Raw genomic sequence first — 13,744 nt, 5'->3', positions numbered from 1 at the left:
TCAGGTTCCATACGGGAGACTTTCCCTATGTCTTCTCGTAAAATTGCAATCATCGGAACTGGTATCATGGGTAGAGGGATCGCAAACAATCTCTCTAAAGAAGGTCATTCTCTCCAATTATATGCTCGTAATCCGGAAAAGATCCAAGACCTAAAATCGGCGAAAGTTTCGATCCATGGAAATATAAAAGAAGCAGTAAAAGATTCTGAAATTATAATACTCTGCCTTACGGAGGATCATGTGGTAGAAGAGTCGGTATTCTCCTCCGGACTTTTAGAAACAAATGCAAAGGTTGTGATAGATATGGGAACCACCTCCCCTTCTCTCACTCTTAAACTGGATCATACATTCCAAAAACAGAATATTCAATTCTTAGACGCTCCAATGACAGGTTCCAAAAATGCTGCCAGAGACGGCCAGATCCTATTTATGGTAGGAGCAAAATCACAAGATAGTATCAAAAACTTCTCATTTATATTCGAGATCTGCGGAAAGAACACAGTATATTGCGGAGAAGTAGGAGACGGGCAGAAAGCGAAGATCGCTCTCAATATGGTCCAAGCAGGTATCTTCCAAGTCTATATGGAAGGGTTTTCTCTGGCAAAAAGCCAAGGTATAGATCCTTCTATCTTGAAATCTATCTTAGAACAATCCGCTGCCAAGTCGGGAATTTCAGAGTTTAAGTTCCCATTCGTATTCTCGGGAAATTACGAAACTCATTTCGCTTTGAAGAATATGTACAAGGATCTCAAACATGCACTCTCTTTAGGAAAAGTATCCGGAACAAAGCTGCCACTCTGCTCCGGATTGGATGAGATCTATCGCTCCGGTATGGAAGCGAATTTGGGTGAGAAGGATTACTGCAGCCTAAACGAGGTTACTGCGAAGATAACTCCGGCCAAATGATCTTTTCGATCAGGCCATTCCCGTTTTCATCTATTCTCAACTGGATTTTGGCACCGGGCTCTCTTAGTTTTTCTTCTAGCTCTTTCGCGCTCTCTTCCGGGATAAAATATTTGCGGAAAGGATAATTAAAGTTTCCGTAATTACATTCTCCCTTTACGTAATTCCAACAAGTTGTATCGTTTTTAAGTTCGTTACAATCGGAGTAAAAACGTATTTCATATTCGGAAGGTTCTCTGGAATCAAAACAAACGCATGTTTCCTTTTTGCTAAGCTTGCTTCCATCCACACTTGCAACTGCAGATTCCACTGCAGAAGAAACGTAATCTCCCTTTTGACAAATATCATCCGAATATTTACGATCTATCTGAAATCTAAGATATTGTCCGGAGAGTAGATCTCTGGGATCGTATCCGGTAATCGGAAGTATCAGAATTTTTCCATTCCTAAGATCGAACTCCCTTTCTAAGGCAAGGGAGGCTAAAACGATGATTGGTAAAAATACCGCAAGAACTGAGATAGAAAACTTTTTCATATTCCTAATTCCTCTTCTTGAAAGAGCTGGTTCGCGGCATTTCGGATCTTCTCTCTCATCCTAAACACCAAAATGCTGAATCCTAAAATAAATGCTCCGGAGATGATCAGCCCGATTCCTGTAGCGAGTAAACTTCCGAATACTTCCAGATAAACAGACACGAATCGTAAACCTAAAATTAACAAAGACAGATCGAACCATCTTCTGGATTCGAAAAATAAGAATGTGAATGGGATCCAGGCCAAAAAGAAAAATATCATCGCTGGAAATTTTCCATACCAATCGGAGATCTGAGGATAATTTAAAAATCCCAGAAATATTCCGGAAATGGAAAGAAGAATGATCTTTCTACGAGAAAAACGATTTCTGAAAATTTGAGAAACTGCGATTAACAAAATCGGAAGAAGCAGAGGCCAATACCAAGAGAAAGGAAGATCGTATCTTCTCGCAAACTCAGGATCCTGGTCCAAGTTCGGAATATCATGTGTCTCGAAACTTCCCCAAATAGAAGAAGTTAAGAAGAAACCGAAAGCCCAAAGTAAAAACGGATTCACTAAGATAGAAGTTTTACTCTCTTTAGTTTCCAGCCTTCTCTCCGTGAAAATTGCAATTCCTGCAAATATCCAGAAAGCGACAAAGAAGAAGAGAGAAAAATAATGACTTCTATCCTTCCAACCTATATCAGGATGATTGTCTATCCAGCTCAAAAAAGAAGAACTGAATACAGCGATCCAAAGATGTTGGAGAACTCTACCTGGATACATGATCACAAGTAAGATTGTAATTCCAGACCAAAGCAAAAGTGCTTGGTATAATTTTCCCTGGGTATGATAGATCTGGGAAACCAGACCGATATTCGCAAAAAATAATACACAAAGAAGTAAAACTAAAAGATAACGAATTGTATCGTTCCAGATCTCTTTACTTTGAGAGTATAGGATCGTTATCCCAATTCCGGAAAGTAGAGTAAAACTCGCGATCAATTTTACGGAATAATGGATCTTATCCCAATTTGCAGCCACCATTGCGATGACTCCAAGACCGATCACTACGATCCCTAACGCTAAAAAGGAATAGAATACGTACGGAATTTTTTTAGAATCTTCGAATTTGAAAATGGACTCTGCCTGGGTCTGGCTAATGAGTCCGGAATCCACCCAAGTTTTTAATTTTTTCTTCCAATTCATGACCCGAAAGTTATCTGAATGGAATCGAAATCAGTCAATCTTTCTTTCTATAATTAGACCCACATTGCGGGAGATTCTCAATAGAACCGATTAATCTTCTTCTTTGGTTCCCAAAGATTTTTCTATATTACTACGGTATCTTTCTCTAAAATATGACTTTGCATTCGGAGCACCGATCCCCGCGTCTTTCAGTCTTTTTTCGTTGGAAGAAATCCTGTCCTCATCTAGAGGGTGAGTGCTCAAATATTTTTCCAAAGGAATATCCGCGCCCTTTAACTCAGGATTTACCTTCTTCTCCTTTTGGATATCCTTGAAAAAATCAGCGATTGCTCCCGGGTAATAAGGAGTGGATCTCATATAATCAAATCCGTATTCGTCCGCTTCTTCTTCCATGGAACGAGAATTTGCAAGTCCCAATAGATTTGTGGAAAGTCCTGCGATATCGGCAGCATGTTGAGCCAGATCCGGGCCTAAGACGTAAGAAAGCACAAAGTACAAAACAAAGTATAGAGTAAGATTGGTGGATAATTGTTTGGTAGAATGCCTTCTTTCCGCATGAGCGATCTCATGAGAAAGTATCCCCGCAAGAGTTGCCTCATTTTTTACGAAATGAAGAAGTCCAGTATATACGAAAATATAGCCGCCAGGTGCGCAGATCGCATTGATCACCTTATCGTCGTCTATTATGGTTACCTTATATTTAAATTCATCCTTGTAATGGATGGACTTGGATTTTAAGATACGATCCACAACTGACTGCAGATATTTTTCCAAAGATCTGTCTTTGTAAATTTTACCGTGACCTTCTCCTGTTACTGCAGCCTTGTAAAACTGTTCCCCTAAAAAACGGTCCACGTCCAAAGGAAAAACAAGCTCCACCATCCAGCCGCAGCCTTGCAGGCTAAAAAGTAAAAATAGGACCAGGAAATATTTGCGAATAGAAGTTTTGCTCATAGGATAACTCACTCCGAGTATAAACGGATTTCGTAGCCGCCATAGGCGCGGATATTGATTACCACATCCTCGAATAAAAGGTATTGCCCTTTGATACCGAGTAATTTGGAATCTATTTCCTTCTCCTTATCGGGGGAGAAGGATTTGGATTTTTTAGGATATTCTGAAATAGGATAACTTAATTTTGTAATATTCTGCTCATTGGACTCGGTATAAGGAACTCCTAGGTCCCAGGAATCCAGAACCTCAAGAAGCTCTTTCTTTTTAGAGATCAAATCGAATGGAACTGAATCTTCTGTTACCATCTTCTGCCATTTGGTTTTATCATCTATAACAGTGGTAAATTGTTTTTCGATAAGACCTGCATCTCTTCTGGAAGTAACTTCTAATAACGGAATTGCTTCTTGGGCACCTTGGTCCACCCAACGATTGGAGACCGGTTTTTCACGAGTGATCCCCACTTTTAATCCGCTGGTATTTGCAAGATACACAGTATGTTTTTGGAAGCAGTAACCTTCTCCCCATTCAGGTTCCCTGCAAGTTCCTAAATGAAAATGGCAGGTCTCCGGACGAAGAATACATAGATCATTCTCCGCTAATGTTTGGAAGCATTGAAAACAACTTCCTTGGTTAAAACTTTTACTTGTGACTTTTCCGCAGTTCACACAACGGATCTTTCCGGTAAATTCAAGTTTTACTCTTTTGCCAACAAGACTTCCTATCTTAAAATTTGCAGGAACAAGTTGTGCCTCTTGTTTTCCGGATTCAGAAGGATAAGAAGCTACTACCCAGATATATTCTACCGGGTCGATACCTTCGTGGTCCATCATTCTTAAAAAACCGGAAGAGAGTTCTTTCATGGGAAAAAATATTCCTTACCACCAAGCGGTCTCAATTTAGGATCCACTTTTACAGTTAGAATAGTGCTTAACTCCTGGCCTTTCCAGTCAAAAACCACTATTTTATCTTCATAAGAATAATGACTTAATCTTCCATCTGTATGATAGAATAATTTCAGATCGCTCTGACCATCTTTACCGGGAACAGAAAGAACTCCTTTACCTGCGAGTGTTCTTCCCTCATACCATTTTGCTTTTATTGGGATAGAAGGTATCGTTTTACTCGGAGTCAAACCGTTGGTTGCAGAGGCGGCACTCGGAGTTGAAGGCTGCGAATTTTCCGCTAATTTATCTTCGAAGGTAGACGTCTTAAGTAATGCACATTGGAAATTTCCTTCTAGTTTAGGAAAGTCCTCCTCACATGCAGTTTCTTTTACATACAATTCTTGGTCGAAAGATGCTCCAGTGCGAACACTTTGTGCAATCTTAGCGAACGCATAAAATTTCAAACGGCCTAAAACTTCTTTCAGCCCGTATTCTTTCCATTCTCCCCTTTCATTTTCTGCGAAAATGGAGAAGGAAGAGATCAATACTATAATAGCGAATCTAATTCTCATAATTTATCTTTCGAAATTTTAATACAAAACCTTAGTAGATCAGATATTTTTGGATGAGTTTATTTGTAGAAGATTCTGATTCCGCATATGTAGCCTTAAATTGTTCGTATGTGAGACCTGCATCCACGGACTCTCTGAATTTTTCGGTTCCCCAAAGAAAATCTATATTATGAGATCCATCCGCATACTGTCTCCATTTAAAGTCCTTATATTTCTTTTTCATAATGGTAGTCAGATTATATGCCATTCTGATAGGATCGTATTTACGATTTACAACGGTTAAACGAAGTCCTCTACAAATTTCTCCTTTAAAAGGTCCGAATGTAGGTTTGAAGAATACACTTTGGTAATAATAATCACCTTTGCTGTCTTCGTTCAATTCATTGATAATTTCTTCAGGCTCATTCATCCAAGGAGCGCCGAAATATACGAATGGAGCCTGTGTACCTCTTCCTACGGAAACATTCACTCCTTCTAATAATACTAAACCTAGATAATTCCTCGCAGAATCCAACATGGGAAGATTGGGAGAAGGTGTAGACCAAGGGATTCCTTCTCTCTCCCAATCAAATCCTCTTTTAAAGTTTTCCGGTGAAATAATATCTAGTTTCACTTTTCCACCCAGATATTCTCCATTATAAAACGCAGCGGCTTCTCCCAGGGTCATTCCTGTGAAAAATAGAGATGGAAATTCTCCTGCGAAGTTCAAAAACTTCTTCTGTATACCTTCTCCCCTTGCGCCTAAATATAGAGCCGGGTTTGGATGGTCCAAAAGAATAAACTTAGTATTTGGATCAGGCAAATTATCCATCAAACGTTTTAGAACGCTTAAGTAAGTATAACAACGCATCCCCATATCGACCACGTCGAACACAACTGCATCTGCACCTTTCAGGATTGCAGGGATCTCCGAGTTTTTAACCTTATAAATATGATAGATAGGAAGTTGAAAAGTCTCATCCATTGTGACTGGAGACTTACTGAAGTCTTCTTCCAATCCCAAAAATCCGTGTTCTAGTCCGATCAGATGTTTGATCTTAACTTTTTTATCCTTAAATTCTTTTAGGATCTTCTCAGGATGTCTTCCTATACCGGAAGGATTTGTAACGAGCACAACGGATTTACCCGCAAGACTAGGAAGTATTTGGTCGTAAAAAGAAACTTCGGCAGGGATAATTTTGGATTTAGAAATATGACTTCTGGATGACGCCTCTACGCAAGAGCCTGAGGAAATTGTCAGAAAAAAAATGAGTAAAGTTAGGTTTTTTTTGTTTCTTTCTTTGAACCGCATGTAAGATACCTTATTTGTTCAGTAAATAGACAGAATTCAATACATCAAGGAGAAAAAGGAAGCGATATGGCAAAGCTGCCCATCCTGCGGATTACCGCTCTCACACTGATTTTAGGTTTCGCTTTTGCATGCGCAACGGGTGACGGATCCCGACGCAAGAAAAAAGAAGAATTCACTAGAGAAGGAAATACAATCACCGTGATCGGAGAAGCTCCGATCTATAACGGAGATATAGCGAACGCAAAACAAAGAGCGATTAAAGACGCAAAAGTTAATGCGGTACGTAAAGTAGTTGGTGAAGAAATTTCCAACAAAAGCCAAGCTTCCGACGGAGAAAGTTTAGGCTCTAGTCTACTTTCCAAGACCGATGCATTCGTAAAATCTTACGATATCGTTGCGGAAGACCAAGGCAAGATAGATACTCAACCTATTTTAAAACTTACTGTTCGTTGTACTATCGAAGAATCTAAACTTTCCACTGCGGTAGAAGGTTTACTTGCTGATGTAGGAAATCCAAGAATTGTAGTTTTAGTTCCTTCTAAAGTAGGAGGAGCACCGGTTGCTCCTTTAAGTAATGGTAATATTGCAGAAGCTGAGATCATCAAAGGTCTTAAAAAAGCTGGAAACAAGATCGTTGATCCTGGACAGGCTTCTAAAACTGTTAAACCTTCCGGCTTGAATGCGGATGCAGTCAACTCATTGGATTCAGGAGCTGCGATACTCATCCAAGCTCAATCATCCGGAGCAGAAGTTCTGGTAGTTGGTTCGGTAGAAACTGAAGACCAAGCACCTGTAACTGCAATCGGTGGAAAAGCTCTGGATAGACCTCTATTCAATACTGCCGCTACCGGACCTTATAAAGTGATCTTACTTTGGGGAGATGGTAAAGTGGTAGCTTCCGGAAACGGAGATGCTCGCGGAGCGGATATCACTCAAAAAGTTTCCAGAGAAAAAGCGCTTGCCGGTTGGGCAGAAGACGTAACCAAAAAAGTAAACAAACAACTCAAAGAAGAATGGTTCAATCTCACTGAGAATAATACTATCATCTTAAAGTTTACCGGTTTGGATGCTGACGAATCCACTAAGTTCAAAGATGATTTGGCAGAATTAACAGCTGCAAAAGACATCAATGTTAGAACTAGCAATACAAGCGGTTCAGAGTGGGAAGTTACCTACCCTGGAAAAGATGCACTGTTTATGGACGAATTAGTCTATAAAAAAGACAGAGGATTTACATTCTTAGCTACTAAGAAAATGAATGTTAAGTCTGCTGCAAGAGGTGTGGTTACTTTGGAGTTTACTCCGAATAAATAATCGATTTACCAATCGATTGAAAAAGAAAGCCGGCGAGAACTCGTCGGCTTTTTTATTAAGATCACTTCTTAGAGATACTTTTGAGAGCCTCACCGTAAATACTTTCATGGTGAGTAAATGTTTGCCAGAACTTAGGAACTGATCCTTTATAAAGTTTAGAAGTCAGAATATCCAAATGAGTATGCCAACCTGTAGAAACCATTAGTTTACCGAATTCATCTACAAGTTTATAATGTCGGAGTGTAAGAAGAACATCTTCTCCCTTCTCCACTAATTCAAAACTAACTTCGGAATTTGGGTGCCAGGTAAAACTTAGGAAGCGAGGAGGATCGATTGCAGTGATCGTTTCCACTCCACTGATCCCATTCTCCATTTCCTTGAATCTATCAGGATATGTTTTTTCATCAGAAAGAGAAGAATGCAAAAAGTTTAATTCTACTTTTCCACCTACCCTTAACTCCATAGTTCCGGAAGCAAGCCAGGTGCCTCTTTTTTCGGAATCGGTCAGATATTCCCAAACAGTTTCGATCGGTCCGGGTAATAATCTTTGGAAACGAACTTCGGAATCCGAAGTGAAGGTTCCATACGTTTTGTTTATAGATAGATCTTTCATCACTATCTTCTCCCTTTTTTCATTTTATTCGCTCTTAATTCTTTTTCCAGAAGATCTAGTCTTCCTTCCCAGAAAGTTTTGGCTCTATCTATCCAGTCTTGGATCTCTTTCCAACCTTTATAATCCAAGGAATGGATCCTTCTTTGCCCATCCACTCTGACTTGGATCAGATTACATTCTTTCAAAACCTTAAGATGTTGAGAGATCGCAGCGGAACTTATATCAAAATGTCCCGCAATTTCTCCAGCGCCCATTTCACCATCGAATAGTAGTTCTAAAATTTTGCGTCTGGTTGGGTCCGAAATCGCATCTAAAGCCTGCATAGGCAAATATTTAAGTATAAACTTAATTAAGTCAATACTTAAATATTTAAAATAACAACCCTGCCGAAATTATTTGAAGGATTGAATTAAGCCGGGGAAAAGAAAAACTCCGATTTAACGGAGTAAAAACTGAAATGCATAAGTGTTCTTAGGATCAAGTTGTAAGGTTTTACAGAAATAAAAACGATTCTTATCCTTATCATTCAGATAATAAGCGGTCTCGGTAAGATAAGCATAGTTTTCGATCACGGATGGATGAGGACCTTGGCTTCCGTCGGTAGTCATAGTTCCTCCGAAAAGAGATAATTCCAAGTATGACTCGGCAGTTTGCCACTCCGCTCTATCCAAATAGATTGTAGCAATTTTCCACTCCACATCGTTAAAACCTAAGACTATAACTACTTCGTCTTTTTTTCGGATTCCATCCTGCACATCAATTTCATGCTGAATGCGTTTATGTAGATCCAAATAGAATGCAAGCAGCTTGTCTTCTTTTCCTCGATTTTGCAGACTCCAATACCAGGATTTGGCGTATAATTCCCGAAGACTTAAATCCTGATCATACTTAGATAGAAAAGGTTGTAATAATAACTTTACTTCGGAAAATTTTTTAGCTTGGTAATCTAAAAGTGCCTTATCCCAAATTTTTCGATTTTGACTCAAAAAGTCTGAATGGGCGCCGGAGGGCACTGAATAGTCCAAAAACCTTGTTACCGAAAAATTGCCCTTCCCCTTCATTACAGAGAAGTAATATGGACTCTTAGTGTCCGAACAATCTAAGGTAAATGATTCCTGCCCGGGCTTTTTTTCTGAATTAGTGGTCGCACAACTTAAACCGAATAGTATCGCAAAGATAAGTAAACTACGGAGCATTACATTCTACCCGAAGGAAAAGATGTCCGAGAATTTCCTCGAATCAACAAAAAGAGTCAAGCGAAATCGCCCGATTTCGAATAGATGAGCATCTCCTGCTCGAATATGAAATATTACCCGTATTTTTTATAGAAGCGGCTCTCAATTTTTTAGCATCACTCGTTTAGAAAAATCGAATTTAGACGAATAAGTAAATAGAAAGAATTCATAAAGGAATCTCGGATCATGAGATAAAAAAAGCCACCGGGAGTTTCCTTCCGGTGGCGCCTGTTCCCGAAAACTACATTTGTAGAAGTTTGAGGACCGAATTCGGTTTTAGGTTTGCTTGCACTAACATCGCCGTACCACTCTGCACGAGTATTTGTTTTGTAGTTAGAGCAACCATCTCCTCCGCCATATCAGCGTCACGAATTCTGGACTCGGAAGCCTGCATATTTTCATATGCCGCCATGAGACCTTTTGCGGAATGTTCCAGCCTATTAAAATAAGCTCCCATATCCGCCCTCTGCTTCATGATCTTTCCGAGCGCAGCATCGGCTAAGCCGATCACTTCATTCGCTTCCCCAGGAGAAGAAACCGCTATCGATTTACCGTCTGCCTTGGTAAGCTTTAAAGCTCGGGAAGTCATAGTTCCAATGAAGAACCTTTCCCTTTGGTTCTGGTTCGGTCCCATATGGAACCACATAGAAGCTCTTTTCGAACCTCTAGCGAAGTCTCCTTCGAACAATTTGAATCTATTGAACTCTGCTTGAGAGGCAATACGATCCACTTCGTCGACAAGGGCGGAAACTTCCACCTGAACCAATTGTCTGTCTTCGGGGCTGTAGATCCCATTCGAGGTTTGGATGGCCAAAACCCGGATCCTTTGGATGATATCCGAAGACTGTTGAAGGAACCCTTCCGCAGTCTGGATGAAACTCATCCCGTCTTCCGTATTTCTCTCCGCTTGCCTCAGTCCGTTGATCTGCGTTCTGAGTTTTTCGGAGACAGCCAAACCCGAAGCATCGTCACCGGCAGAATTGATCCGCATGCCGGAAGACAAAGCTTTCATGGTTTTATCCACAGCTAGCTCGTTGAACTTCAGAGAGCGGTGAGAATTCACCGCACTCAGGTTGTGATTGATAATCATCCTACACTCCTTGTAGAGAGTTTCCGGAGGATCTCCCTATCCTCCGATCGGACATGACCTGTCCGGTGCTCCGGGATGGACCCGGTCGGACCACCCGACAGGTCATTTTCTCCCGAGGAGATCTAGGATATTTTCAATCAACCGCAATAAGGCCGACTAACGTCAGCGATCTTGCAAAAGTACAATAAGCTTTAGGTTATTACTAACCCGGTTTTCGTTTCCTCGGAATTCCTCCTTGGAAAAGGAACCGGAAAAAAATTGGGGAAAGAAGAAGATTAGACCCGACGTTTTTCCTGTACCTTTTCGTTAGGTCTGTAGACAACGATAGCCGCATAAGCGGCTTCGGAGTTCTACAGAAAAGTTCCCGGTGCGGGAGCATCACTGCTCCCGCTGCCGGAAAGTCCTAATTACCTAAGTAACTGGAGGACAGACTGAGGTCTTACGTTAGCTTGTGCTAACATTGCAGTTCCTGATTGAACCAAAATTTGGTTCTTAGTGAATGCAACAGTTTCCTCTGCCATATCCGCGTCCCTGATTCTCGACTCTGAAGCTTGGATGTTCTCGTAAGCTACCATTAGGCCTTTAGATGCATGCTCTAAACGGTTATAGTAAGCTCCAAGATTTGCTCTTTGTTTGTTGATTTTCATTAAAGCATCGTCAAGAAAGCCGATTGCTTCGTTTGAAAGTTCAGCAGTAGAAAGAGTCAAAAGTGTTCCGTCAGACTTGATCAAATTCAGAGCCTTAGCGGTCATAGTTGCGATATAGACACGTTCCCTCTGGTGCTGGTTCGGTCCGATGTGGAACCACATAGAAGCGGTTCTTGATCCACGAGCGAAATCGCCTTGGAGCAATGCCATCTTGTTGAACTCTGCTTGGGAGGAAATGCGATCAATTTCGTCTATAAGCTGAGAAACTTCTACTTGGATCATCTGACGGTCTTCTGCACCGTAGATTCCGTTGGAAGATTGGATAGCAAGTACACGGACCCTCTGGATGATATCATTCGTTTCCTGCAGATATCCTTCAGTTGTTTGGATCAGGGACATGCCGTCCTCAGTGTTTCTCTCCGCTTGGCGAAGTCCTTTCACCTGAGTTCTCATTTTCTCGGAAACGGCTAGACCGGATGCATCATCACCGGCGCGGTTGATACGCATACCGGAAGAAAGTGCCTCCATGTTTTTCGCCACTTCGTTGTTCTGGAACTTCAGAACGCGGTGGGAGTTAATCGCGGCTAAGTTATGGTTAATGATCATTTGTTTCCTCCTTGAAACTGAGATCATGAGCCCGGCGTCCGTGCCGGGATCTGTGCTGGTTTGGTTTTGGTCTTTTTTCTATATGTTTAAATGAAGGCTGAGATCCGGGTAAAACCTAGAAATTCAGGGTTTCCTTCAAATATATCTTCGGTGAAGCGTAGGGCCCAGATTAATTTTAACGAATTTGAGGAAATTCGCTAATTTTAGACGTTTTTCGCTGATTTTTAGCGATTTTTGGAGAAAGGAAGAAAAAGGAATCGGAGAATTTTTCTAAAAAATTTTCCTTTTTTGGGCTCATCTAAAAGTTCGAACGAATTGGAAATTTCCATAAGCATTTTTTTAGAAATTCCTACAAGAGGACAAAAGTCAAAAGGAGCCATCGGAAGTTAGCTTGGCCGAAAATTTCGAATCATTAGATACTTTTGACAAAAATGTCGCCCTTGAAACATTGACGTTATTTGTCATTCGCCTATAATATGCTCTATTCTTGATATCTATTTTTATCATTAATTAGACAAAACTTTGGCGGTTGATGAATAACCAAACATACTCATTAAGGAATGCCCGACTTGATTCTTATGAATAAAAAAAACAACCGAATTGTGAATCTAAGTAAGCGATCTGTATCTCTCTTCTTATTAATTTTTCTCTCCTACTCCTGTGGAGGAGGAGATTCCAAGGGAGGAGGAATGGAATTCCTTCTTCTATCAAACTTACCTCATCCTGCTGCCGCAGGCGGCCCCCTTACATTAGGCACAAACGCCGATGGCTTCAAACTAGTTGCCGGCGGAGCAACCGATACTTATGAAATCGAAATTGATTCCGCTAACCAGCCATTCGCAGTGGGCCTTTCTACTGGATACGTTTGTTTTTCTGTCGCAATTCCGACAGATCCAAATATTAATGCGGTGACAGTTGACATGTACGACCAGGCACTCGCAGGGATAGCCAAACAACCTGGAACTTATCAAATCCAAATTAAAGCGACCGGAGGCTGTCCCGGTGCGGCATATGGAATACGTGGAGTAATTCCAACTATCCTACAGGCAACCTCTAGCGAGCCCTTATCAGAAAATATAGGCTCTCCTTATGAATTTGATTTTTATACGGTTACCGGACTTTCCAACACTGTCGGGGGGTATGAAATAGGATTTCGCGGCCAGAACAATTACAGACGAGTGTATATGGGAGTATACAGCTATACTTCTTCCGGCGGCTTAGTTATGAACGGCACCAATATTGGTAGTGCCCAAGAAACACTTTTCCCTTACAAAGTTGCATATAATAATTCCAATATCCCGATTCCGATCATCACCATCTATGAAGAAGATGAAGCAGCCACCGGAAGTTATAAGATTTCTACATTGAATCAGTCCGTGAATACGGCATCAAATTACAGCTGTAGCTTCTCATTTCATAGTAGCTTCTACAATAAGGATTATAGTTACTGTTTTGACTTCGATTCCCAGTGGAATGTTACGACTGCAACTGCCTACTGCAATAATTCCGGGTTTGCATCCAGTCCAGGTTCATTTAGTTCCAGTCAGAGCTGTGCTCAGGTTCATTCAAGCTCAACTATCAATCTGAATTGCTCTATCCTTCCCTACGGAGTTGGTGAGGCAGCTGGGGCTGTAACTTTACGTTCCTACAACACCTCCATCAGCAACGGAGATTGTACTAGCGATACCTTTTTTAAAGGCTTGGTCACACAGTAAATATACAAATAATATGTCTCCGGATTTCAAACCGGAGGTATATTTACTACATTCAGCCTAATTTTTCCCGATCGAAAGTTGAGGACGGGAAAAATTTTTTCCTCGATCAACTTTCCTACTTTTTTCAAAAAATTTCTGAAATTAGTTTGTATATCCTAGTTCTAAGAAGATAGTTTGCGATTGTTTTCGTATTTCCTA

The 13,744-nt window shown here is 40.8% G+C and carries 14 protein-coding genes; 3 read left to right on the top strand and 11 right to left on the bottom strand.

Annotated elements, in window-relative coordinates; genetic code table 11:
• The first annotated feature begins 27 nt into the window (after window positions 1–27).
• The gene (locus tag EHR06_RS12235) at window positions 28–906 is read left to right on the top strand and encodes an NAD(P)-dependent oxidoreductase (protein WP_135757261.1); all 879 of its coding nucleotides are present in this window, start codon (window positions 28–30) and stop codon (window positions 904–906) included.
• Here EHR06_RS12235 and EHR06_RS12230 read toward each other — a convergent pair.
• From EHR06_RS12230 to EHR06_RS12205, 6 genes are all read right to left on the bottom strand, one after another.
• Window positions 878–1,438, bottom strand: coding sequence for a GDYXXLXY domain-containing protein (locus tag EHR06_RS12230; RefSeq protein ID WP_135757260.1), 561 nt, complete (start codon window positions 1,436–1,438; stop codon window positions 878–880). The genes EHR06_RS12235 and EHR06_RS12230 overlap by 29 nt on opposite strands.
• Entirely contained in the window at window positions 1,435–2,625 is a 1,191-nt protein-coding gene (locus EHR06_RS12225) for a DUF2157 domain-containing protein (RefSeq protein WP_135757259.1), read from the bottom strand. The genes EHR06_RS12230 and EHR06_RS12225 overlap by 4 nt, the downstream gene beginning before the upstream one ends.
• 90 nt (window positions 2,626–2,715) lie before the next feature.
• Window positions 2,716–3,579: a M48 family metalloprotease gene (locus tag EHR06_RS12220; protein WP_135757258.1), complete on the bottom strand. Its 864-nt coding sequence runs from the start codon at window positions 3,577–3,579 to the stop codon at window positions 2,716–2,718.
• Window positions 3,580–3,587: 8 nt separating this feature from the next.
• Window positions 3,588–4,439, bottom strand: coding sequence for a DUF2797 domain-containing protein (locus tag EHR06_RS12215; protein WP_135757257.1), 852 nt, complete (start codon window positions 4,437–4,439; stop codon window positions 3,588–3,590).
• Window positions 4,436–5,035: an LIC_11883 family protein gene (locus EHR06_RS12210; RefSeq protein ID WP_135757256.1), complete on the bottom strand. Its 600-nt coding sequence runs from the start codon at window positions 5,033–5,035 to the stop codon at window positions 4,436–4,438. The genes EHR06_RS12215 and EHR06_RS12210 overlap by 4 nt, the downstream gene beginning before the upstream one ends.
• Before the next feature lie 31 nt (window positions 5,036–5,066).
• Window positions 5,067–6,326 carry an exo-beta-N-acetylmuramidase NamZ family protein gene (locus EHR06_RS12205; protein WP_135757255.1) on the bottom strand — a complete coding sequence of 420 codons (1,260 nt, stop codon included), beginning with the start codon at window positions 6,324–6,326 and terminating at the stop codon, window positions 5,067–5,069.
• Window positions 6,327–6,392: 66 nt separating this feature from the next.
• Here EHR06_RS12205 and EHR06_RS12200 point away from each other — a divergent pair, with 66 nt between their 5' ends.
• Window positions 6,393–7,640 carry a lipoprotein LipL46 gene (locus tag EHR06_RS12200; RefSeq protein ID WP_135757254.1) on the top strand — a complete coding sequence of 416 codons (1,248 nt, stop codon included), beginning with the start codon at window positions 6,393–6,395 and terminating at the stop codon, window positions 7,638–7,640.
• 61 nt (window positions 7,641–7,701) lie between these two features.
• Here EHR06_RS12200 and EHR06_RS12195 read toward each other — a convergent pair whose 3' ends face one another.
• The 5 genes from EHR06_RS12195 to EHR06_RS12175 form a co-directional block, all read right to left on the bottom strand.
• A complete protein-coding gene (locus tag EHR06_RS12195) occupies window positions 7,702–8,253 on the bottom strand; it encodes an SRPBCC family protein (protein ID WP_135757253.1) in 552 nt (183 codons plus the stop codon).
• Between the two features lie 2 nt (window positions 8,254–8,255).
• Window positions 8,256–8,576: an ArsR/SmtB family transcription factor gene (locus tag EHR06_RS12190; protein WP_135757252.1), complete on the bottom strand. Its 321-nt coding sequence runs from the start codon at window positions 8,574–8,576 to the stop codon at window positions 8,256–8,258.
• A gap of 114 nt (window positions 8,577–8,690) precedes the next feature.
• Entirely contained in the window at window positions 8,691–9,239 is a 549-nt protein-coding gene (locus EHR06_RS12185) for a hypothetical protein (RefSeq protein ID WP_135757251.1), read from the bottom strand.
• Between the two features lie 490 nt (window positions 9,240–9,729).
• Window positions 9,730–10,578, bottom strand: a complete 849-nt coding sequence (locus tag EHR06_RS12180) for a flagellin N-terminal helical domain-containing protein (protein ID WP_135757250.1) — start codon at window positions 10,576–10,578, stop codon at window positions 9,730–9,732.
• 407 nt (window positions 10,579–10,985) lie between these two features.
• The gene (locus EHR06_RS12175; RefSeq protein ID WP_008591598.1) at window positions 10,986–11,831 is read right to left on the bottom strand and encodes a flagellin N-terminal helical domain-containing protein; all 846 of its coding nucleotides are present in this window, start codon (window positions 11,829–11,831) and stop codon (window positions 10,986–10,988) included.
• A 578-nt stretch (window positions 11,832–12,409) separates the two neighbouring features.
• Here EHR06_RS12175 and EHR06_RS12170 point away from each other — a divergent pair.
• Window positions 12,410–13,546: a hypothetical protein gene (locus EHR06_RS12170; protein ID WP_135757249.1), complete on the top strand. Its 1,137-nt coding sequence runs from the start codon at window positions 12,410–12,412 to the stop codon at window positions 13,544–13,546.
• The last annotated feature ends 198 nt before the right edge of the window (window positions 13,547–13,744 follow it).

The organism is Leptospira dzoumogneensis, from assembly GCF_004770895.1.
Taxonomy (GTDB): Bacteria; Spirochaetota; Leptospiria; order Leptospirales; family Leptospiraceae; genus Leptospira_B; species Leptospira_B dzoumogneensis.
The sequence above is the reverse complement of the archived record's forward strand: the minus strand, read 5'-3'. Positions and strand labels throughout refer to the sequence as shown.